The 23463-nt window shown below is 40.8% G+C and carries 20 protein-coding genes; 18 read left to right on the top strand and 2 right to left on the bottom strand.

The annotated features are described in order from the left end of the window. The first annotated feature begins 13 nt into the window (after positions 1 to 13). From AC6I1H_RS02805 to iolO, 11 genes are all read left to right on the top strand, one after another. Positions 14 to 994 carry a uroporphyrinogen decarboxylase family protein gene (locus AC6I1H_RS02805; RefSeq protein WP_497739512.1) on the top strand — a complete coding sequence of 327 codons (981 nt, stop codon included), beginning with the start codon at positions 14 to 16 and terminating at the stop codon, positions 992 to 994. A gap of 13 nt (positions 995 to 1007) precedes the next feature. Next, positions 1008 to 1706 (top strand): vitamin B12 dependent-methionine synthase activation domain-containing protein, encoded by a 699-nt coding sequence (locus tag AC6I1H_RS02800; protein WP_497739511.1) that lies wholly within the window; start codon positions 1008 to 1010, stop codon positions 1704 to 1706. A gap of 310 nt (positions 1707 to 2016) precedes the next feature. Continuing rightward, the gene (locus AC6I1H_RS02795; protein WP_497739510.1) at positions 2017 to 3036 is read left to right on the top strand and encodes a LacI family DNA-binding transcriptional regulator; all 1020 of its coding nucleotides are present in this window, start codon (positions 2017 to 2019) and stop codon (positions 3034 to 3036) included. A 143-nt stretch (positions 3037 to 3179) separates the two neighbouring features. Continuing rightward, positions 3180 to 4178, top strand: coding sequence for a sugar ABC transporter substrate-binding protein (locus AC6I1H_RS02790; RefSeq protein WP_497739509.1), 999 nt, complete (start codon positions 3180 to 3182; stop codon positions 4176 to 4178). A 133-nt stretch (positions 4179 to 4311) separates the two neighbouring features. Then, positions 4312 to 5805, top strand: a complete 1494-nt coding sequence (locus tag AC6I1H_RS02785; protein WP_497739508.1) for a sugar ABC transporter ATP-binding protein — start codon at positions 4312 to 4314, stop codon at positions 5803 to 5805. A gap of 48 nt (positions 5806 to 5853) precedes the next feature. Then, on the top strand, positions 5854 to 6822 hold the full coding sequence (locus AC6I1H_RS02780) for an ABC transporter permease (protein ID WP_497739507.1): 969 nt from the start codon (positions 5854 to 5856) through the stop codon (positions 6820 to 6822). A gap of 18 nt (positions 6823 to 6840) precedes the next feature. Then, positions 6841 to 7677 carry a sugar phosphate isomerase/epimerase family protein gene (locus AC6I1H_RS02775; protein WP_497739506.1) on the top strand — a complete coding sequence of 279 codons (837 nt, stop codon included), beginning with the start codon at positions 6841 to 6843 and terminating at the stop codon, positions 7675 to 7677. Positions 7678 to 7826: 149 nt separating this feature from the next. Beyond that, on the top strand, positions 7827 to 9011 hold the full coding sequence (gene iolM / locus AC6I1H_RS02770; RefSeq protein ID WP_497740695.1) for a scyllo-inosose 3-dehydrogenase: 1185 nt from the start codon (positions 7827 to 7829) through the stop codon (positions 9009 to 9011). A gap of 130 nt (positions 9012 to 9141) precedes the next feature. Continuing rightward, positions 9142 to 10263 (top strand): 3-dehydro-scyllo-inosose hydrolase, encoded by a 1122-nt coding sequence (gene iolN / locus AC6I1H_RS02765; protein WP_497739505.1) that lies wholly within the window; start codon positions 9142 to 9144, stop codon positions 10261 to 10263. Positions 10264 to 10397: 134 nt separating this feature from the next. Then, positions 10398 to 11408 (top strand): inositol 2-dehydrogenase, encoded by a 1011-nt coding sequence (gene iolG / locus AC6I1H_RS02760; RefSeq protein ID WP_497739504.1) that lies wholly within the window; start codon positions 10398 to 10400, stop codon positions 11406 to 11408. 29 nt (positions 11409 to 11437) lie between these two features. Next, positions 11438 to 12265: a 5-keto-L-gluconate epimerase gene (gene iolO, locus AC6I1H_RS02755; protein ID WP_497739502.1), complete on the top strand. Its 828-nt coding sequence runs from the start codon at positions 11438 to 11440 to the stop codon at positions 12263 to 12265. Between the two features lie 376 nt (positions 12266 to 12641). On the opposite strand, the gene AC6I1H_RS02750 is transcribed toward iolO, so the two are convergent. Together AC6I1H_RS02750 and AC6I1H_RS02745 are read right to left on the bottom strand one after the other, a co-directional pair. Beyond that, a complete protein-coding gene (locus AC6I1H_RS02750) occupies positions 12642 to 13997 on the bottom strand; it encodes a phosphomannomutase/phosphoglucomutase (RefSeq protein ID WP_497739501.1) in 1356 nt (451 codons plus the stop codon). A 56-nt stretch (positions 13998 to 14053) separates the two neighbouring features. Beyond that, a complete protein-coding gene (locus AC6I1H_RS02745) occupies positions 14054 to 14872 on the bottom strand; it encodes an RMD1 family protein (RefSeq protein ID WP_497739500.1) in 819 nt (272 codons plus the stop codon). A gap of 201 nt (positions 14873 to 15073) precedes the next feature. Here AC6I1H_RS02745 and AC6I1H_RS02740 point away from each other — a divergent pair, with 201 nt between their 5' ends. The 7 genes from AC6I1H_RS02740 to AC6I1H_RS02710 all read left to right on the top strand — a co-directional run bounded on the left by AC6I1H_RS02740 (position 15074) and on the right by AC6I1H_RS02710 (position 23457). Further along, on the top strand, positions 15074 to 15550 hold the full coding sequence (locus tag AC6I1H_RS02740; protein ID WP_497739499.1) for a MarR family winged helix-turn-helix transcriptional regulator: 477 nt from the start codon (positions 15074 to 15076) through the stop codon (positions 15548 to 15550). Between the two features lie 3 nt (positions 15551 to 15553). Next, positions 15554 to 17299: an ABC transporter ATP-binding protein gene (locus tag AC6I1H_RS02735; RefSeq protein WP_497739498.1), complete on the top strand. Its 1746-nt coding sequence runs from the start codon at positions 15554 to 15556 to the stop codon at positions 17297 to 17299. A 50-nt stretch (positions 17300 to 17349) separates the two neighbouring features. After that, complete coding sequence (locus tag AC6I1H_RS02730) at positions 17350 to 19209, top strand: ABC transporter ATP-binding protein (protein WP_497739497.1); 1860 nt, start codon at positions 17350 to 17352, stop codon at positions 19207 to 19209. Between the two features lie 346 nt (positions 19210 to 19555). Then, the gene (locus AC6I1H_RS02725) at positions 19556 to 20635 is read left to right on the top strand and encodes an extracellular solute-binding protein (RefSeq protein WP_497739496.1); all 1080 of its coding nucleotides are present in this window, start codon (positions 19556 to 19558) and stop codon (positions 20633 to 20635) included. Next, positions 20632 to 21468, top strand: a complete 837-nt coding sequence (locus tag AC6I1H_RS02720; RefSeq protein ID WP_497739495.1) for an ABC transporter permease — start codon at positions 20632 to 20634, stop codon at positions 21466 to 21468. The genes AC6I1H_RS02725 and AC6I1H_RS02720 overlap by 4 nt, the downstream gene beginning before the upstream one ends. Next, positions 21465 to 22343 carry an ABC transporter permease gene (locus tag AC6I1H_RS02715; protein ID WP_497739494.1) on the top strand — a complete coding sequence of 293 codons (879 nt, stop codon included), beginning with the start codon at positions 21465 to 21467 and terminating at the stop codon, positions 22341 to 22343. Before AC6I1H_RS02720 ends, AC6I1H_RS02715 begins: the two co-directional genes overlap by 4 nt. Next, positions 22324 to 23457 carry an ABC transporter ATP-binding protein gene (locus AC6I1H_RS02710; RefSeq protein ID WP_497739493.1) on the top strand — a complete coding sequence of 378 codons (1134 nt, stop codon included), beginning with the start codon at positions 22324 to 22326 and terminating at the stop codon, positions 23455 to 23457. Before AC6I1H_RS02715 ends, AC6I1H_RS02710 begins: the two co-directional genes overlap by 20 nt. The last annotated feature ends 6 nt before the right edge of the window (positions 23458 to 23463 follow it).

The raw sequence follows: 23463 nt of genomic DNA, 5'->3' as shown, positions 1-23463 counted from the left end.
AAGGAGGAATGACATGAGTTTTACACAAAAGCTATATAAAGGGACTATGCCAGTGGCACCTCTTATGGGATTTCCAGGAATTCAATTGACCAAGACAAGCATAAAGAAGAATTTGGAAGATGCTGATGTACAGTTCAACACATTGCGGAAATTAAAACAAAAGTTTAACCCCGATGCAATGTTTTTTATGATGGATTTATCTGTAGAAGCAGAAGCACTTGGTTTAAAAATCAGAAAACCTGAAAATGAATCTTATACAGTAATAGAACATCCTATAAGAAACATAGAAGATTTGAAAGATTTATTCATACCTGACCCTTATAAAGATGCCAGAATGCCATTGTTTCTCGATGTTATAAAAAGAATGTCAAAAGAATTTTTAGATATACCTAATATCGCGTATTGTATTGGTCCATTCACCCTGGCGGGTTTAATGACGGGCGCAGAAGAAACATTAATGAATATTATTTTAAATCCGGAATTTATAGAAGAAGAAATAAAATTTACTACCAGAGTAATAAAAGATTACGGCAAAGCCCTTATTGATGCTGGAGCAGATGCAGTCTGTATATTGGAGCCTACTGCTACGGTACTGTCGCCGCAGATGTTCGATAATTTTTCCGGCAAGTTTATAAAGGAATTGAAAGAATCATGGAGCAAACCCACTATTTTGCATATCTGTGGTGATACTAGTAGAATAATTCCAAATATGGTGAAAACAGGCTGTGATGGCCTCAGTCTTGATTACGCGGTAAATTTAAAAGAAATAAGAGATGAAGTTCCTGAAAATATCTTTATCATTGGTAATATCAATCCCGTAGCTTCAATAGCTTATGGCAAAAGAGAGGATCTGGAAAATGAAGTAAGAGAATTAGTGGAGAATATGAAAGATAGAAAAACATTTATACTTTCCTCGGGATGCGATATTCCATCCGATGCAAATCTTGATAATATACAATTGATGATAGATATAGCAAGAACAATAAATTTTTAAGCGAGGCGATTTAATGCCTATAATTTCTATGCCGGTTAAAATAAACAAAGTTGCAGTTTTGAAGAATCTCGGATATAAGGATATAAAAAAAGAATCCGTTCCTCAAGAAATTTTAAGTCTAATTGAAAAGACTATTGAAAAATCTTATAATATTATAACTCCAAAGATATGTTATGAAAAGTATAGTTTTTCCCTTGATGAAGCGGCAAAAAAGATTATCTTTGAGAATGGTAATTATTTTTCTGGGGATTATATTGTTAAAAAACTTGCTGGAGCGGATTATTTGATAGTTTCTGTTGCAACACTTGGAAGCGGCATTGACAAAAAAGCTTTAGAGTGTTTCTCTAATAGCGATTATTTGAAAGGCATGATTTATAATGCCATTGGAGACGAAGCTCTTAGCTATATATGCCGAAAGTTCTGGTTGGAATTAGTAAAAGACGCTAAAAGAGAGGGATGTGGTATAACTCACAGACTTTCCCCGGGTCATAATGATTGGGACATTAAAGATCAAGCGGTGGTATTTCAGTTGTTGAATACATGTTCCATAGGGGTAACCTTGAATGACAGTTTCATGATGGAACCAATTAAATCTGTAAGCGTCATATACGGTTTAGGTAAAAATATCGAAATTTCCACAGTGGATCACGATTGTATTGATTGTGAATTAGAAAATTGTAATTATCGGTTGATGCCAAGAAAATTTATTTAAAAATATAAATAAAAAATCAATAATATAGTTCTATATTTAAAGAAGGAATTTTTAAGTTTCTGTAGAATTATATAAATAAACACTAAATAAAGAAACCATTAATTTTTCAATTTATACTGTAACCCCTTACAAAATAGAAAATTATGAAAAATACTTTCTAATCAGTTTTTTAAAGAATTGTATTTAAGCCCAATAAATGAAACCGCTTACAATATTCTTACAAATACAACAATTTACTTTGCTTATTATACTTTAGTTATCTATAAAAAACATCAAAAAATATAAAATTTTAAAAGCGGAGTGTTTGTTTATGCCTGTAACAATTTATGACGTGGCCAAAAAAGCAAGAGTTTCAATAGCCACTGTTTCAAGGATTTTAAATAACAGTGGTTCCGTATCGGAAAAAACCCGTCAAAGGGTAAAAAAAGTAATGGAGGAGTTAAATTATACCCCTAATGTTATAGCATCAGCTTTAACAAAAAAATCCACACTAACTTTAGGGCTTTTAATACCAGATATATCCAACCTTTTTTTCGCAGAGCTGGCAAGGGGGGTTGAGGATGCCTGTAATGATTTCGGGTTTAATATAATAATATGCAATACTGATTATAGTTCTGAAAAAGAAACCACTTATATTAATCTTTTAAAACAGAAAAGTATAGATGGGTTTATTATTTCTTCAGCATATTACAATGATCAGAATGTAATTAAACTTTTAAAAGCGAATGTCCCTTTGATACTATTAGGCAGGGATATCGATGATTCTGAAGGGCTTCCTATAGACATTGTGGGTTCTGATAATGTAAAAGGAGGATATATTGCTACTAAGCATCTTATAGAACTAGGACATAAAAATATTGCTTGTCTACTGGGTCCTCCGCAAATTAAAGTCAATTTGGAAAGAGAAAAAGGATATTTGAGAGCCCTGGAGGAGGCAGGCCTAAAAGCATGCCCTGAAGCAGTTGGATATGGAGATTTTAAAATTGAATTTGGTTTTAAAAAGACTATGGATATATTAAAAGGGCCTTGTAAACCGACAGCTTTCTTCGCTGCTAATGACTTAATCGCATTAGGTGTAATAAGAGCTATAAGGGAGTTCGGTTTAAAAGTCCCACAGGATATTTCTGTAGTTGGTTATGATAATACTATGTTTGCTGAAATGATTGAACCTCCGTTGACTACGGTAAATCAGCAGATGAGAAATATGGGATATATTGCTACGGAACTTTTAATAAAGAGGATCAAAGGCGAAAGAATGCCAGGCGAAAAAAAGATTCTGGATACGGAGTTAGTAATAAGAAAGTCAACTAGCAAAGTAACTAATGGATAGAAGATAAATATCTAAAGTATATGCAGGCTTGAAACCATAATATAAAAAGAGAGGGGGATAAAAAATGAGCTAATTCAGCACAAAAATTTCGAGTAGCGCTGGCAAACTGTTAAAAATTTGATTATGAAAGGGGTAGATTTAAATTGAAGTTAAACAAAATTTTGGTAATTACATTAATCTTTATATTAGGCATCAGTTTATTAGTAGGTTGCGGTAAATCCACATCTCAAGAAGGAGTAGAGCAACAGAAAGAACAGAATCAACAAGGAGAAACAAAAAGTAAGAAAGTTATCGGTGTATTGCTATGCGACTTTAGTGATCAGTTCCAGGTTTATATGAAAAAGGGTATGGAAGAAGCTGCGAGTAAATTGGGTGATGATTACCAAGTGGTTTTTTATGATGCAAAATATGATGCCAATAAACAGTTAGAAGAAGCAGAAAATCTTATTAGTCAGAAAGTAGATGTTGCGGTTTTAATGCCAGTTGATGCTGAAGCTGCAAAGCCGATAGCTTTATCTTTTAAAAAAGCCGGAATTCCTTTAATAAGTGTTAATAGAAAATTAGCAAATCAAGAATTAGCAGTATCTTATGTAGGTTCAGATAGTGTGCAATCGGGAGAAATTGAGATGGAAGCTATGGCAAAAGCCATGGGCGGCAAAGGAAATATTGTAATTTTGCATGGTTCATACGGTCATGAACCTGAAATAAAGCGTCAGCAGGGATATGTAAATATATTAAAAAATTATCCTGATATAAAGATTGTTGCTGAAGATACTGGCGATTGGTATAGAGATAAAGCCATGTCAATTACAGAGAACTGGATACAATCTGGTTTGAAATTTGATGCAGTTGTTGCACATAATGATGAAATGGCTATAGGAGCTTGTTTAGCTTTAGAAGATGCCGGTTTACTCAAAAAGATATTAGTTGGAGGAATCGATGCAACACCGGAAGCAATTAAGTTTTTAAAGGAAGGTAAATTAACTGTTACCGTTTTTCAAGATGCAAAAGGCCAAGGGAGAAAATCTATAGAAGTTGCTGCACAAGTAGCTAATGGTGAAAAGGTTGATAAAGAATACATGATACCTTATGAGCTTGTAACTCCAGAAAAAGCCGATGAGTATTTAAAGAGATATCAATAATAATCTTAATTATTAAACTCCAAATTTTTAACATTGTTTATTAAAAGGAGATATAAAGAGGGTGAGCGCAATAGATCAAAATGCTGATTTTGCGCAAACCCTCTCCAATGAGACGTGAAATGGGGTATAGACTATGAGTAAAGAATATATTTTGGAAATGGAAGGGATAAGCAAGGAATTTCCCGGTGTTAAGGCATTGAATAATGTGCAATTTAAAGTCAAAAAAGGGACTATACATGCCTTAATGGGAGAAAACGGAGCTGGGAAATCTACCCTCATGAAGATTTTAAACGGCCTTTATGCTCCGGATTCCGGGAAAATAAAATTTAAAGGCAAAGAGATTAAATTGCGTTCACCTCATGACGCAATATGCAACGGTATTTCCATGATACATCAGGAATTAAATCCAGTTCCTTATATGACCATTGCCGAAAATATATTCCTTGGAAGGGAACCGATTAGAGGGAAAACTGGATTTGTAAATGATAAAGAAATGGATAAAAAGACAAATGAGCTTATGCAAATGCTGGATATTAACCTGGATCCAAAAATTAAAATGAAGGATCTAAGCATAGCCAATATGCAAATGGTGGAAATAGCCAAAGCTATTTCATGTAATGCTGAGTTAATAATAATGGATGAACCAACATCTGCTATTTCGGAAGAAGAAGTAGAACATTTATTTGAGATTATGCGTTCGTTAAAAGAAAAAGGGGTATCCATAATCTTTATTTCACATAGGATTGATGAGATATTTGAAATCGCTGATGAAGTAACTGTCTTGAGAGATGGAGAATATATTGGAACAGAAAAAATAGAAAATCTTACAAAAGACAGATTAATTGAGATGATGGTCGGCAGAGAATTGAAGAATATATTCCCTAAAGAAGAGGTAGAAATAGGGGAGGTAATATTTGAAGTTAGGAATTTTACTAAAAAAGGAAAGTTTTATGATATAAATTTTTCAGTACGTAAGGGTGAAATACTAGGTATAGCTGGCTTAATGGGTGCCGGGCGAACTGAGGTCGTAGAAAGTATTTTTGGTATCACTAAACCAGATGCGGGAGAAATTTATATAAAAGGTCAAAAAGCAAGAATTAACTCTCCTACGGATTCAATAAAATATAAAATAGGGTTGCTTACCGAAGATAGAAAATTAACTGGCTTGTTTTCACCTCTTTCAGTTAAAGACAATATAATAGTCGCCAGTATAGATAATTATATTAAAGGATTTTTTGTAGATGGGAAAAGAGTCCATGAGGAATGTAGAGATATGATTGAAAAGCTAAAGATAAAGACACCGGATTTAAATCAGATTGTGAAAAGGCTAAGCGGTGGTAACCAGCAAAAGATTTTAATCGCGAGATGGCTTCTTACTTATCCTGAAATATTGATTCTTGATGAACCTACAAGAGGGATAGATGTAGGCGCAAAAGCCGAAATTCACAGACTTATGGTTGGCCTGGCCAGAGAAGGTAAAGCGATTATTATGATTTCTTCGGAACTGCCGGAGATACTTGGTATGAGTGACAGGATTATCATCATGCATGAGGGTAGGATTACTGGAGAATTAACCAGAAATGAGGCTACTCAGGATAAAATAATGAGATACGCAACAGGTTTATAAATAAAAGAGCATTAAACTATGAGAAAACTATTTTGGGAGTGAACAATATTGAATGCGAAAAATATTGAGGTTAAAACAGATTATCGAAAAAAATTGATAATTGAATTGCAACGCTATAGTATAGCCTTTGTTTTTATTTTGATGATTATAATTATGACCATGCTTTCTCCAAATTTTTTAGAACCCAAAAATTTAATGAATGTTGTCAGGCAAATTTCGATAATAGCACCAATAAGTTTTGGCGCGACGATGATTATTATAACTACGGGTATTGACCTATCTGCAGGTTCAGTAGTTGCGTTGGTTTCTGTAGTTTGTGCCAGTTTTGCACATCCAAATGAGTATCCTCTTATAGTGCCTATATTAATAGGGATTTTAGTAGGGGGATTTACAGGCTTAGTTAATGGAGTATTAGTAGCAAAAGGAAAGCTTCCTCCTTTTATTGCAACATTAGGCATGATGACAGCTGCCAGAGGCCTTGCATTGATTTATAGTGATGGCAGGCCAATAACAAATTTTTCTAGCGAATTTGATTTTATTGGTAGAGGTTATCTATTTGGAATAGCTTTCCCAATTTATGTATTGATTATAGTAGCGGTTATTTCGCATTTGCTATTAAAACATACGAAATTCGGTAAATATATATATGCTATTGGAGGTAATGAACAAGCCGCAATAGTTTCAGGAATTAATGTTGATAAATACAAAATAATGGTTTACACTTATGCTGGATTCATGACAGCGATTGCAGGTATACTTCTAACGTCTAGATTAAGTGCAGGACAGCCTACAGCAGGCGTTGGATATGAAATGGATGCCATTGCTGCGTCGGTTATTGGAGGAACCAGCTTAAGTGGTGGAATTGGAACAATCCCTCAGACTATCATAGGTGCGCTGATAATGGGTGTTTTGAATAACGGGCTTGATTTATTGCATGTTTCCGCTTACTGGCAACAGGTTGTAAAAGGACTTATTATAGTCGGTGCAGTTCTTATGGATAAGCAAAGAAGAGTTTAAAATTATGGAGGTGATTTAATGAAGATTTGTTTCAATGAGGCAACGACATTAAAAAATTCGAATCTCAAAATGGATTTGGAGTTATGTGAAAAGTATAATTATGATCTTATAGAGATAAGGTTAGATAAGCTGAAAGAATATTTATCAACTAACAATTTAAAAGAATTATCAGCCTTTTTTAGCCACAGCAGACTGAAACCATTTGCTTTTAATGCACTGGAATTTGTAACGTTTAGAGATGAATCTGATTACAAAAAAATAAAAAAAGATTTGGAGTTGTTATGTCAGGTGGGCGATGAGATCAACTGTAGAAAAATAGTTGTTGTTCCAAGTTTCGACATAGGAGGTTATACTAAAAAACAAATCAAAGAAGAATCAATTAAAATTTTAAATGACCTTGCCGACTCAGCTGAAAGATTTGGTATTAAACTGGCTTTTGAATTTGTTGGATATCCGAATTGTTCAGTCAACACTTTTGGCCAGGCTTACGATATTGTCAAGGCAGTTAACAGAGATAGCGTGGGCATTGTGTTAGATTGTTTTCATTTTCATGCAATGAATTCAAAGATTGAAGATTTAAAGAAAGCTGATGCAGACAAAATATTTATATTTCATATAGACGATGCAGAAGACTTACCATCGGGCGCTTTGAGAGATGAAAATAGGTTATGGCCGGGTGATGGTATAATTGATTTGGATTCAATTTTGAATACATTAAAAGAAATAGGCTACAACAAAATGGTATCTGTAGAATTATTCCGGCCAGAATATTGGAACTTGGATGCAGAAGATACAATAAAAATAGCAAAAGAAAAAACAGAAAAAGTTATCAAAAAGTATTTTGAAATAAAGTAAGTCATATATAAAAAAATTTTAGCTATAAAAATAAAGTCAAGTAAAGTTAAGAAAAAAATTTACCTTAAGGTCTTTTTACAATTCAAGACCTGAAGGTTGTTAATAAAAATAAAAATATTCTATGTTGGAGGGATCTTATTATGACAAAAATGAAAGCGGTTACACTTGTAGCCGACTGGGATCCAAGACCAGAATTTAAGCTGGGAACCAAGGATATCGAAGGGAGGCAGACCTATCTTGGTAGCAAGGTATGGAGAAATCCAAAGCTGGAGATAAGGGAATATGACGTTCCAAAGCCGGGCAAGGGTGAAGTGCTGATCGAGGTAAAGGCCTGCGGCATCTGCGGCAGCGATGTCCACATGGCCCAGCCCGATGATGACGGTTACATCTTTTATCCCGGGCTTACCGGTTTTCCCTGCATCCTGGGGCATGAGCTTTCCGGCGTGGTAGTTGAAGCCGGTCCCGGTGCCATCGACAAAAGGACAAACAAACCTTACAAGGGTGGAGAAGCGGTGACAGCCGAAGAGATGCTGTGGTGCGGGGAGTGCCAGCCCTGCGCTGACGGATGGCCAAATCACTGTGAGAGATTAAATGAAATTGGTTTTAACGTCAACGGTGCCTTTGCAAAATATATCGTGCTGCCGGCAAAATACCTGTGGAGCCTCGAGCCTTTGAAGGATCGCTACAAGGGCGACGACCTGTTCCTGGCCGGGAGCCTTGTAGAACCCACTTCCGTGGCTTATAATGCCGTCATCGAAAGAGGCGGCGGCATAAGGCCAGGCGACAATGTGGTGATTTGCGGAGGCGGTCCCATAGGCCTTGCTGCATGCGCAATCTTAAAGAGGCACGGTGCTGCAAGAGTCATCCTTTCGGAACCTTCTGCAACAAGAGCTGAATTGGGCAAAAAAATAGGAGCAGATTATGTAATTGATCCGACCAAAGTGGATTTTGCCGAGGAAGTGCTGCGGCTCACCGATGGATATGGTGCCAGCTTGTACCTTGAAGCCACAGGTCTGCCCACAGTAGTATATCCCGGCATAGAGAAAGCCATATGGGAAGGCAGGACCTTGAACTCCACAGTGGTGGTCGTAGCCCGGGCCGATGCCAAAATGCCGGTGACGGGAGAAGTGCTGCAGGTAAGGCGTGCAAGAATTATCGGCGCTCAGGGGCATTCCGGCCATGGCACCTTCCCAAGGGTAATCGAGTGCATGGCTACCGGCATGGATATGACACCGCTTATAACAAAGAAGATAAAACTGGAAGAAGTTCCGGAAAATATCATTATGCTCAGGACCGACAGGAAAGAGTGCAAGATAACCTGTGTCATGGATTAAAAAGGTGTGAAACCGGATTTTTCAGGCATAAGACTGTGTTTTCTGCTGGAGTTGACTTTGCACCTCCAGCAGAAAAATAACTTTCCATAATAAAACAATGATTAACTATAGACATGAGAGGAGATTAACCATGGAAAAGCCAAAGGACAAGAAATGGATTTTGACAGAATATCCTGCCATAAAATTTGAAGACAACGAAGTCGGCAGATTAAAGAAGCAAATCTGGGATGCTTCCGAAGAAGAAATCGATGCAATTTTGAAAGAATATGAAATTCCGTCCGAGTCCGAACTGGGAAAACCGGGAACATATATTCAGAATACACCCAGAGTTAAAGTAATAGAAAAGCGTAGAAAGAACGATATTGTATTTGTGCCTATTGGATGCACCGAAAACCATGGTTTGCATGCCAACAGTGGGCTTGACACATTTATGGTTACACAAATATTGGAAGGTGTCCGCCGCTATACCGCAAAGCAGGGAAGGGAAGTAAGCTTGGCATTTCCACCGTTAAATTACGGAGGGCACCCGTACCACCATCTTGGCATGCCCGGCACTATCGTTATGCCCAAAGAAGTGGTGGAAGAAACCATCATCTACACGATGCTTGGACTCTGGAATGACGGGTTCAGGAAGATAATCCTGGTAAACAACCACGGGCACCTTTGGATGCTTGAATCGGCCATTCAGGAATTCATGAAGAGATTCCAGCTACCCGGAATCTTCCAGGTGCTTGACTGGCACAGGGCAGTAAGAGAATTCTTCTATCCAACCGATAGAGAAGACAGCCTGGAAACTCATTTTGTCCACGCCGATGAAAGCGAAACATCCGTAGGATTACTGCTATTCCCCGGCATGATTGATATGAGCGTTGTCCAGGACGCTCAGGGAGAAAGCTTCCTCCCCGATGGTCATTTTGATACCTCTGTCGACCCATTCGGAAGGCCGCACCGCTGGTCCGAAGGAGAAGGCCACGCCGCTATAGAGCGGGCTGCCACGCCGCAGGGAGTTGTAGGCAAACCGAGCATCGCCACTGTGAAAAAAGCCAAACGCCCCATTGCTGCTATACTGAAATATTTGACCCTGCTGCATGACCAGATTCTAGAAACTTTTCCGCCGGGGACAGTGCCTCCTGTGGAAAAGGTTACACTGAGGACGGAAGAAGAAATGAAACCATTCCTGAAAGAACCTTTAAGTGAAGGTTGGAAATCCGTATATGAACTGCCTGCCATAGGTGTTTTTCATAAACTATAAAAAAATTTTTAATAAGATTTCAAAGGTGATTACTTTCATGCCGGAGATGAACGACATCTCCGGCAATGATATAAACTTCCATGGGGGAATTAAAAAAGTATTTAAAACAGTATGCAAAGAGGGTGATGTAAATTATGGATAAAAAAATGAAAATAGGAATCATCGGTGCAGGAAGAATAGGCAAAATGCATGCAGAAAATATTAGAGCAAATTTCAGCAATGTAGAAATAAAATCCGTTGCTGATCTGTTTGCGGACAAAATAAAAGATTGGGCAAATAATATCGGTATTAAAAATGTCTATACGGATCCCGAAAAAATACTAGAGGATGAAGAAATTGATGCAGTTCTTATATGTTCTTCAACTGATACTCATTCTCGTTTGATTATTGAATCAGCGAGGGCAGGAAAACATATATTCTGTGAAAAACCGATAGACTTTGATCTGGAAAGGATACATCAGGCTCTAGATGCTGTAGAAAAAGCCGGTGTCAAGTTGCAGATAGGATTTCAGAGAAGGTTTGATCGGAGTTTTAAAAAAGCTTTTGAGATGATAAGGCAGGGCAAAATAGGAGACCTTAATATTTTAAGGATTACTTCAAGGGACCCACAACCTCCTCCCCTGGATTATATAAAGGTTTCGGGCGGAATTTTTTTGGATATGACCATTCATGATTTTGATATGGCGAGATTTCTTTCGGGGAGTGAAGTTACTGAAGTATATGCATCGGGAGCGGTACTTGTGGATCCAGCTATAGGAAATGCCGGCGATGTTGATACAGCAGTAGTTACTTTAAAATTTGAAAATGGGGCAATTGGAGTAATTGACAACAGCCGCAGATCTACCTATGGATATGACCAGAGGGTGGAGGCATTTGGATCCAAAGGGTGTGTATCTGTATCCAACGATGTTCTGACAAATACGGTGCTTAGCGATGAGAATGGGATTACAGCAGACAAACCAAAATATTTTTTCATTGAAAGGTATAAAGATGCATATGTTGAAGAAATAAAAGCCTTTTTAGACAGCATAATAAATGATAAAAAGCCTCTGGTGACGGGCATAGACGGGCTGGAGCCAGTAATCATAGGCCTTGCCGCTAAAAAATCCCTGGCAGAAGGCAAACCGGTTAAGATACAAAGATAATATGTTAAAAAGCGGGTGGATATTATCAAATGAAATTAAGTATTACAATGGCTAATGATGCAGGTGAAATGGCTCCAATAGTTTTGAGGGGAGATTATACAGAAAATATTAAAAAAGCTTCTGAGTTGGGCTATGATTGTGTGGAAATTCATGTAAACAATCCTAAAACCCTGGACGTAGAACAAATTTTAAAGGCATGTAGAAAATACAATATCGATGTTTCGACCATCGGTACAGGCATGGGATATGTAATAGACGGATTGAGTTTTACCAGTCCCGATGAAGATATCAGGGAAAAAGCTGTAAAGCGGATCCTTGACCATATCGACGTGGCTGAAAAATTGGAAGCAGGGGTTATAATAGGCTCAATGAGAGGTGTAATCCCCGATAGTAGAGAATTTAAAAAGTATAAAGAATATGCTGTAGAATGTACAAAAAAATGCCTCGAAAAAGCTGAGTCAAAAAAGGTTACTCTTTTAATCGAAGCAATTAACAGGTATGAGACCAATTTTATTAATACGGCTGCTGAGGGAATGGAGTTTATCTTGCAATTTAATTCGGAATTTCTCAAACTTCACCTGGATACTTTCCATATGAATATAGAGGAAGACGATATTGCAAAAAGTATAATTCTGGCGGGAAAACACCTGGGTCACATCCACTTTGCAGACAGTAACCGCTGGTACCCCGGCAAGGGGCATATAGCATTCGATGAAATAATTAAAGCATTGAAACAAATAAATTACAAAGGCGTCATTGCTTTTGAATGCCTGCCGCTTCCGAACCCGGAAGATGCGGCAAAAAAAGCGTTAAATTATATTAAATCCATTGAATTATTAAAAGAAAATAATCTCTAACCAGCAATAGTTGTAGGAAAGAAGAAATTTTGCAAAATATCATATGAATATATAGTACAAAAAACTGCCCATCCTAAATTCTTAGGAGGGCAGCTTATGTATTTACTGTAAATTCTTTTTTGCTGCCGCGACTTTTTCATCATAAGAAGGCTAATTTTGAGTCTTATAATGGCTCTTTTAAAAGCTGATGGCTATCTGCAGCTCCTGGCGCAGGGTCCGCTTACCTGGAGCTACTGGAGCTATATGACTTCAAATCTTTTACTGAAATCTACATACATCTTTTCCATCTGTTCATACATTTTATCTTCTAAACTATGCACCATTAGCAATACCCCTTTACAAAATTTATTTATGTTAAAATCTTCATTTTAAAAAATCAAAACAGTCTTAGCGGTTTCAATGCATCCTGTATCTCATTCTTTATTTTTTCTAATCCTTCTTGAGTTCTGGCCTCACACCGCACTATGAGCTCCGGCCCTGTATTGGAACTCCTCACAAGGCCCCAGCCTTCGGGGAAGAGCACCCGGGCTCCGTCCACTTCGATCATGGGATATTTATCCCTGAAATACTCCTTCACTTCTTCAACCTTTTTGAATTTTTCCTCATCGGGGCAGTGCACCCGAAGTTCCGGCGTCGAGTAATAGCGGGGCACATCGGATAAAAGCACTGAGAGCTTGCGGGAGGTTTTTGACAGGATTCTGAGCAGCCGCGCGGCGGCATACAGCGCGTCATCATAGCCGTAGTATTCATCCGCAAAGAACATATGGCCGGACATCTCGCCGGTAAACACTGCACCGATTTCCCTCATCTTGGCCTTTATGAGGGAATGGCCGGTCTTATAGAACATGGGCTTTCCGCCCAGCTTTTGTATCTCTTCCGGAAGGGCCTGGGAGCACTTTACTTCCACGATGGCAGTGGCGCCGGGATGCTTCGGCATGATCTCACGCCAGAAGAGTATCATCAGCATGTCGCCGAATATGACGTTTCCGCTGTCATCCACCACGCCTATGCGATCACCGTCACCGTCAAAACCTATGCCAAGGTCCAGCTTTTCTTTCAATACCAGGTCTCTCAAATCCTTGAGATTCTCAGGCTTTACCGGGTCGGGAAAATGATGGGGAAAGCCCGGGTCGGAATCGCAGTATATGGGATAGACATCAATACCCAGACGTTTGAACAGTTTTTCAGCGAAAAAGGATGCGGTGCCGTTTCCGCAGTCCACACCTACCCGCAGTTTTCTATCAAGATGTATCTTTTCGCAAATCATATTTATGTAATCTTCGGTGGGGTCCAAATATGATAAATTCCCGTTTCCCGTGAGAAAGTCGCCCTTTTCCATCATCCTGCGAAGGTCCTGGATCTCTTCGCCGTATATGGTACCTGGACCGAAGCCTACCTTGAAACCGTTGAACTCCCCCGGATTGTGGCTGGCGGTGACCATGATGCCGGGTTTTATATCATAGCGGATCCGGGAGTAATAAAAGATGGGGGTGATGACGGTGCCAATGTCAACCACATCGCAGCCGGTGGATAAAAGGCCGTCTATTAGAGATTTTTTTAAAGAAGGAGAAGAGGAGCGGTTATCGCTGCCTACCAAGACCTTTTTTTCGCCGTTTTTGACGGCAAAAGTTCCAAATGCCTTGCCCAGGATGTTTGCCAATTCTTCATCAAGGTCCTGTCCCACAATACCTCTTATATCATATTGACGAAAAATATTGGGATTTATTTTCACAAAGACACCTCCGCAAATTTTATCTTGCAGCATCATAATTCTATTATTACTAAATATTATTTCCATATATACATAATAATTGATAAGAGAATTTCTGCAAAAATTAAAATTATGACCATCCATTCCAGACGGGTGCCCCTCTTGGCATGCGCAAGGCCGGTAAAGACATCGGTAATATCAAGCAGCGTTTCTGTCTTGTGACGGATCTTCTCATATCTGTCCCGGAGCTCGAAGAGTTTTTCCAGTTCACTGTATAGATTCTGGCTTTCTTCATTGACCCAGGTTATGTTGGGTTTGTCTAAAAGCATTACATATGATATGGTGTTATATTTGAAACTGAGTATTTTACCCGATACTTTGGCGAGCCTTTCGTCGGAGATGTTCAGATGTCCTTCTTCAAGGAAGTGAATCATATCTTCAATGTCGTCAAGAAGCTCATTTATTCCAACTTCAATCCTGTCTAAAGCTGTAGATTTGGCAAGAACGACGGAAATTATTTCAGCATGAAAGTCCTTGAGCTCTGGAAGTGTCATCTGGTCGTAATTGATTGAAAAATCCTTGAGGGGGTCGATTTCAATGTTGTAATCGTCAAAATAGTCCAAATTAGTATTAGGAATGTCTTTTTCGATTTTCTTCAGATATTCGATAAGGTCTGCTATTTCATGGTGTGCAAAATTCAAGAAAACTATGGAACCAAAGGAAAAAATATATGCCGACTTATCTTTTGGAAACTTAATGATGCCTTCCAACTGCTGGGATGACAAGTATAAAGGTTCATCCCATTGAAACTTTTTGTTAAATCCAAAATGTTTGCCGAGATGGTTGAGATTCAGCTCATTACAGAGGGAAACCGCTTTAAAATGTATTTCACTCATAATGATCAATCCTCCGACATGAAAATTATACCATAAAAAAACCGGTATTAACAAGCGCATTTGCACTGTTCTTGATAATCCGAGCAAAATGAATGAAAAACCATTTTCGTTCTATTGACAACATGAACAAAATACTGTAGAATACGAAAATAGTTAGTCGACAAATAATTAGACAACAAACGAAAATGGGGAGGAAACGATGTGGAATATGATCCCAATGCTCTTGAATGGCTGTTTCGTACTTTTGAGCGAATGCATCACAGCTGCATAAAGTCTGAGTTTGCGAGGCGCGGCCTGAGTGAGGCCAGTCATCCGGCGATATTGTTTGCCCTGAAATATGAAGTGAGAAATATGGCTGCTTCACAGAAGGACATTGCTCAGATGCTTGGAATAAGTCCACCGACTGTAGCCATATCTCTCAAACGAATGGAGAAGGCAGGTTTAGTGCGCAAAATCGTCGATGAAAACGATTTGCGCAGAAATCTCATAACACTCACTGACAAAGGGCTGCAACTGCTTGAGGAATGCGAAAACACATTTTATGAGATTGATAGAAATATTTTTAACGGTTTTTCCGACGAAGAACGGGAACAGTTAAAAAAGTTTTATATCCGCATGATTTACAACCTGGAATCAATGGGGGTACAACCTCCTGCCCAATTGAAAAGGAGAGAATAAAAGGTGATAAAGCAATTATATTCGTATATCGGAAATTATAAAAAATATGTGATGCTGTGTGTGATGTTTGTAATGGTTGATGTGGTGTGCGAATTAATGATACCGCTGTTAATGTCCAAAATTGTCGATGAAGGCATACCCTCAAAGGATATATATTTTATAGTAAAAAACGGCATTTTTATGGTGCTGCTGGCGGCTATCAGTATCATGGCCGGCGGTTTGAACATGAGATTTTCTGCAGAAGCAAGTCAGGGTTTTGCAGCCAATCTACGCAGGGCGCTTTTTGACAGGGTGCAGGCATTTTCCTTTTCAAACATTGATAAGTTTTCCACTGCATCGCTTGTCACGAGACTTACAAGCGACGTGACGCAGATGCAAAATACGCTTCTCATGTGTCTGCGCATGCTGCTGCGTGCGCCTCTTATGCTTGTATGCGCAATTTTTTTCGCAGTGAGCATAAACGCCCGGTTGTCGGTAGTGATTTTTATTGCCGTCTCGCTACTGATTGCGGGAATATTCCTGGTGCTCCGGCCTGCGGAGCAAAAGTTTGCCGAAATGCAGAAAAAAATAGACAACCTTAACGGCACTGTACAGGAAAACCTGACGGCCATACGCGTTGTGAAGGCTTTTGTTCGCGAACGCTATGAGAAGCAGAAATTTAAAAAGTCTAACGATGCTTTGACCGAGGCGGCAATAAACGCGGGAAACCTGATAAGTTTAATTATGCCATTAATGATGTTTGTGCTGAACGGCGCTACTTTAATTGTGATCTGGTTCGGTGGCAGGATGGTAGCCGGGCATGAGATGGGTGCAGGCTCTCTTATCAGTTTTATCAGTTATCTGATGCATATTCTGATGAGTATAATGATTTTTTCCATGATATTTATACTGTTTGCCCGTGCCGAAGCCTGTGCCAAAAGGATTCTGGAGGTGGTCAACACGAAAATCGACATAACGGATAATGATGATACAGATCATAAAAGAGAGTTAAATTCCCCTCTGGTGCGCAAGGGAAAAATCGAATTCAGGCATGTTGATTTTAAATATGCAGAAGGAGGAAGGAACGTTCTCTCCGATATCAATTTCAGTATCGAGCCGGGCGAATATGTGGCGATTGTGGGGGGAACGGGTTCGGGCAAAACCACTCTTGTCAGCCTTATTCCGCGGCTATATGATGTTACAAAAGGGCAGGTTTTAATTGACGGTATTGATGTGCGCGAATATAGTCTTAAACAGTTGCGAGACGGTATCGGAATGGTTTTGCAGAAAAATGTGCTATTTTCCGGAACAATACGAGAAAATTTGATGTGGGGCAACGAAAATGCAACCCAGGAGGATATTGAAAAAGCTGCAAGCTATGCTCAAGCGCACGATTTCATTATCAGCTTTCCGGATGGTTATGACACCAGGCTCGGCCAGGGAGGAGTCAATGTTTCCGGAGGGCAGAAACAGAGGCTTTGTATCGCAAGGGCTCTGCTCAAAAAGCCGCCGATATTGATACTGGACGATAGCACCAGCGCAATTGACACTGCGACCGAAGCCAGAATCAGGAAATCCTTTTCTGAAAACCTGAAGGATACAACAGTGCTGATTATCGCACAGCGAATCAGTTCCGTGAAAAACGCGGATAAAATAGTGGTGCTGGATGACGGCAGGGTGGTCGGTATAGGCAAGCATGATGAGTTGTTTGAAAACAACAGACTGTACAGGGAAATTTGTAATTCTCAACAGGAAGGGCTGGTTATATAATGGCAGAAAACAGGAAAGTCGCTCGCGGTTTCATGAGGGGCCCAGGGAGCATGCCAATCAGATTTGAAAAGCCCAGAGACATTAAAACTACGATGGCCCGGATTTTAGCTTATCTTCGCCACAGCAAATTGCAGATAGCGATAGTCGTAGCCGCACTTTTGACAAGTTCAGGCAGCATGCTTGCGGGTTCATATTTTCTTAAGCCTTTGATAAATGAATATATTCTGCCCGGAAATTTGCGGGGGTTGGCTTTCGCGTTATTGTGCCTGGGCGTTCTTTATCTTGTGGGGGTATGCGCCGCTTATATTCAGACGAGGTTTACTATAAGAGTGGCGCAGAAAACAATCAATATTCTGCGCTCGGAACTGTTCGACAAAATGCAGGAACTGCCTCTGGAATATTTTGACACACATACGCATGGTGAACTCATGAGCCTTTACACCAATGATATCGACAATGTGCAGATGATGCTTGAGCAAAGCCTTACACAATTGTTCTCCAGCATTTTAATGTTTTTCGGATCTATTGCGGTAATGATCATGCTCAGTCCGGCACTGTTTTCCATTACCGCACTTGTGCTTGCTCTTATGATTTTTATAAGCACAAAAATAGGCAAAAAAAGCCGCGGTTATTTTCAAAATCAGCAAAAGATCCTGGGTGAGCTTAACGGTTATATCGAGGAAATCATAGGCGGCCTGAAGGAAGTTAAGGTGTTTAATCATGAAGAAGCTGCAAAGGAATCATTTTATAAAATAAATGAAAGTTTTCGCCAAGCAGCCACAAAGGCGAATTTTCTGGCGGGCATAATCATGCCGGTTATGGTAAATCTCAACAACATTTGTTATGCTGCAATTGCCGTTATGGGCGGCATACTTACGCTGAAAGGTTCATTCGATATTGGTTCCCTTGCCGCATTTTTGCAGTATTCCCGCCAGATTGGCCAGCCGATCAATCAGATTACAAATCAGATAAACAATATTCTTGCGGCAATGGCCGGCGCTGAAAGAATATTTAATGTCATGGACCAAAAGCCGGAGGTTGATGATGGAAATGTCACGCTCGTATCTGTTGAAAAAAATGAGGATGGCACTCTTTCAGAAGTGCCAGGCGACGTGAAAACCGGTATAAAGGCCTGGCGCATAATAGAACCGGATGGGAAAGCCCGTCTTGAGCCGCTGAGAGGGGATGTCCGTTTTTATAATGTCACATTTTCGTATGACAATAAGAAACTCGTCCTGAAGAACGTTTCCCTGTATGCAAAACCTGGCCAGATGATCGCCTTTGTAGGGTCAACGGGCGCAGGCAAAACGACTATCACGAATTTGATAAACAGGTTTTACGATATTAAAGAGGGCCTTATAACCTTTGATGGCATAGACATAAAGAGAATAAAAAAAGAAAGCCTGCGGCGTTCTCTCGGCATGGTCCTACAGGATACGCACCTTTTCACAGGTACAGTTTTGGATAATATACGCTATGGAAATCTCAATGCCACGGACGAGGAGTGTATAAATGCCGCAAAAGCGGTGGGCGCAGATTCATTCATAATGCGCCTTCCACAGGGGTACCATACTGTCATAAGCAAAGACGGCGCAAACCTGTCGCAGGGGCAAAGGCAACTGATTGCCATCGCGCGGGCCTATGTTGCTTCACCTCCGGTAATGATTTTAGATGAAGCGACCAGTTCTATCGATACCCGTACCGAGCGCCTGGTTGAAAAAGGCATGGCAGCTCTGATGAAAGAAAGGACCGTATTTGTGATAGCCCACAGATTATCCACTGTTCGCAACGCCGATGCAATACTGGTGATAGAGAACGGGGAAATCATAGAGCGGGGCAGCCATGAAGAGCTGCTTGAACAAAAAGGTAGATACTACCAGCTCTATACCGGCAGGGAGATTCTAGAATGAATCAATGGTCTTAACAGACTTTCTTTAATGCATAGAACTTAATTCATTGGCGGTGTCTTCAAAACTGAATTGAAAAGAACCTATTTTTTCTGATGGTTTTAGTTTATTCACCTCGTTTGAGGTGTTTTTTATTTTCCGGATTTTGGATTAAGTATCCGGTATTTTTTTATCGCAAAAAACCACATAAACACACGATATTAAAATTAAAAACACAAAATTAACGTGTTATTAATATTAATTTAACACAAAGGTGATATATTTTAGGATGAAAATTGAAGACAAAGGAGGGACATTGAAGAGATTCTGTGTGCAAGAATTCAATATTAAAAATGAGGAGTGACATGAAATGAGACAAAATCTGAAGGCGATCATTTTGCTGATGTTGAGCGCTGTGATTCTATTTACTGGATGTTCCGGAAATAATGGAGCCGCTAATCCGAATACACCCCCGGACGAAAACAAAGCAAAAGCCGAAGGCAAGTATGTTACATACGGGCAGCCCGATGACTGGGCTAACTGGAAAGAAATGTTCCAGGTATTTAATGCGAAATACGGAATAACCCGACAGGATACCGATATGAGTAGCGCTGAAGAGATCACCAAATTCAAAGCAGAGAGGAATAATCCTCAGGCCGATTCTGCAGAAATAGGCATGGTCTGGGGGCCTGTGGCGGTGAAAGAGGGAGTGACCATGGCATATAAAAATGCCAACTGGGATAAGATTCCGGATTGGGCTAAAGACCCCGATGGCAACTGGTTCGGCCTTTACGTGGGTGTGCCCGTTTTTCTGGTAAACAAGGAGATAGTGAAAGATATACCCCAGTCCTGGGCCGACCTTTTAAAACCAGAGTATAAAAATATGGTGGTCATTTCAGACCCCCGTTCATCGGGAAGCGGAGTTAACACCGTGCTAGCAGTCGCTTATGCATTGGGGGGAGATATTAAGAACCTTGATCCGGCAATGAAATATTTTGCCCAGCTCAAAAAACAAGGTAATATCAAAAATGTAAAGGGCAGTATTGCTAATATCCAAAAGGGCGAAGCTCCTATCGTTATATTATATGATTTTCTTGCACAGGGGTACAAAGAAAAATTAAAAAATGAGGTAAACCTGGAGATTGTATTTCCCAAAGAAGGCTCCATCTATGCACCAGGTGCACTTATACTCAATAAATGGGCCCCCCATCCGAATCTCGCAAAGCTTTTTGCGGACTTTGTTACATCCGATGAAGGACAGATAATTTTCGCAAAAGGATATGCCCGGCCCATACGTGCCATAGCGGGAAACCTGACGCTTCCGAAAGAGGTTAAAGACCGCATGCTTCCCGACAGTTTTTATGGTAATGTGGGCAAGCCCCAGACGTGGTCAGAAGTTCCCCCCGAGCTTATTGCCGATCGTTGGACAAAAGAGGTGCTCGGCCAATGAGCGGTAATAAAAAGGGATGGCGGCCTGAATTGCCATCCCTTTTAACCGTGCCCTATCTTGTGATATGTGCCTTCTTTTTGATTTTTCCTCTGACTGCACTCATTAGAACCAGCTTTCAGGATGGATTTGCCGGATGGATTAGGGTGATGCAGAACAGCACTTATTTTATTGCCCTGAAACAAAGTTTGCTTCTTGCTGCGTGGACTACGGTAGAAGCATCCATCGCGGGTGCGGCATTGGCCTTGGTATGGGCACGTAGGTTAAAAAGGCATGGATGGTTCCTGGCCATCCTTAACTTTGCCGCCCACAACGGAGGTATAAGCCTTGCCTTCGCCATTGTGGCCACCCTGGGCACCAATGGTATGCTCACCATATTGCTTAAAAAAGCCGGTATCAATCTTTACCCCGGGTTTCAATTGTCATCCATACAGGGGCTTCACTGGGCATACCTATCATTTCTGATACCGTTTATGTCCATGATTTTTCTTCCCGCAGCGGGAGCGCTACGGCAGGAGTGGATGGAAGCCGCGTCCACTCTGGGTGCTGGAAAATTTCAATATGCTTTCCGGGTCGCTGGACCGGTGCTGCTTCCGGCTTATCTTTCATCGACCGCACTGGTATTTCTCCAGGCCCTGGGGACCTACGCCACGGCGCAGGCCATATCCGGAGACAATGTAAATTTAATCACCATTCAGATTGGATATTTAATACAACAGTCATTGTTCCGGCACGCCGATGCCAATGCCTTATCCTTTATTCTTTTAATAATTATGGTTTTCGTAGTTCTGATATATAGGTCCGCAAACCGAAAAGCAGCGAGGTGGTTGGAATGAAACATGCAGCATCATATGACAACAAAAGCCAGGAACATTGGTTTATGTGGTTGCTTACCGGTTTTTTTCTTATATACACTTTTTTGCCGCTTATAGCGACTCTGCTCTTTTCTCTAGCCCGGCGCTGGACTACTACCATTCTACCCGAATCCTGGACTATCAATGCATATGTTCAAGTTTTTAGAGACCCGGCTTTTGTCGGCACCATGGGTCGATCCCTTTTTCTATCAATACTTGCTTCCATAATCGAAGTGGGAGTGGTAATTCTGGCACTGCTGGCAGTAAATATCGGAAAGAACCGTATTGGGGATTGGCTGGAGGCTCTTGCCATAATTCCGGTGGCGCTGCCGGGAGTTGTGTTGGCTATAGGTGTGGTAAGCTTTTATGGAGAATTCCTGCCGGTATTGCTAGGGCAGCCTGTGTTATTGATCGGTGCGGAGGCAGCCTTTGGACTTCCGTTTGTATACTGGACTTTACAAAACAGCTTTAGGGCCATAAATGTCAAGCTTTTGTATGAAGCTGCCTGTACTCTGCGTTGTACCACCTTTCAGTTTCTAACGAGGATTTTGATTCCATCTCTCAAGAGAGGTATAGCTGTAGCTGGGGCTATGGCTTTTGCCACAGCCTTCGATGACTTTGCCCTGGCTCAGTTGATTGTAGGCGCTGGCTGGGAGACATATCCTGTTCTTTTAAACAAATATTTCCGCATAGACGGGCATCAAACCAGTGCTATGTCTATGATCGCCATAATCATCACCTTTTTATTTACTTCAGTTGCGGGCTACCTGAGCCAGCCTGCTCAAAATGTTCAAAAAGAGGATGATTTTATAATACAAAAGAAAGCGAGTGATATGGGTGAAACAGTTAAGGCTTAAAGGCATAAGCAAGTGGTTTGGAACTTTTCAGGCTTTAAAAGGTATAGAAATAACCGTAGGCGCAGGAGAATTTGTAAGCTTGTTGGGCCCCAGCGGCTGTGGCAAAAGCACCCTCCTTCGGATCATTGCCGGCCTTGAAAGTGCTGATGAAGGAGAAGTCTGGCTTGACGACTGTAATTTTAGCTGCGTCCCTCCGCAGAAGCGCAAGGTGGGCATGGTATTTCAAAACTACGCCCTATTCCCAAATCTAACAGCCCTGGGAAACATCAGTTTCGGTCTGGAGGTACAGGGTATGGAACACGAAAAAGCCCGGCATGAAGCACGATGTTGGCTTGAAAAGGTAGGCCTGGAGGGCTTTGAAAAGCGCTATCCACATGAATTAAGCGGCGGACAACAGCAGCGCGTGGCTCTGGCCAGGGCTTTGGCACCAAAACCGGAAATCCTGCTTCTGGATGAGCCACTGAGTGCCCTGGATGCATCGGTAAGGACGGCACTCAGGAATGAGATCCGGCAAATTCAACAGGAACTAGGGATAACCGCTATATATGTAACCCATGACCAGGCTGAGGCTCTGGCTATGTCGGACCGTATAGCGGTTATGCGGAACGGTGAAATAGTGGAAATGGCCACACCTCAAAACCTTTACAGGAATCCGGCGAGCTTGTTCACGGCAGAATTTATTGGAGCCGCGTCCCGTTTTGACGGCATATTGCTCTCGGTCCACCCGGCCATTGGGCAGTTCGGCCGCTTTACACTACTGCTTCCCGAACTGGCATATTATGCACAGCCGGGCATGCCCATAACGGTCATGATCAGGGCGGAAAGCGTCGGTCTTGCCAGGAATACGGTTGAGGACCGCGCTATAACTGTGCTTCGGGGAGAGGTGCAAATGAACAATTTCATGGGAAATATTATAAGGTTACATGTGGGCCTTTTTCAAGGCGGCACCATGTTGATAGATTTGCCTGCAGAAGATAATTGCATTTTTAAGACCGGCGAGAAAATCGACATAAAGGTATTCCCCGAAGCATGCTTAGTCTATGATTCGAAAAGCGGTTCTTCCCTGCTGAAAGGCGTGCCTCAAGCCCGGGAAATGATAAAAACCGCAGTATAAAGAGCT

Source organism: Biomaibacter sp. TOL, from assembly GCF_059717795.1.
The sequence above is the reverse complement of the archived record's forward strand: the minus strand, read 5'-3'. Positions and strand labels throughout refer to the sequence as shown.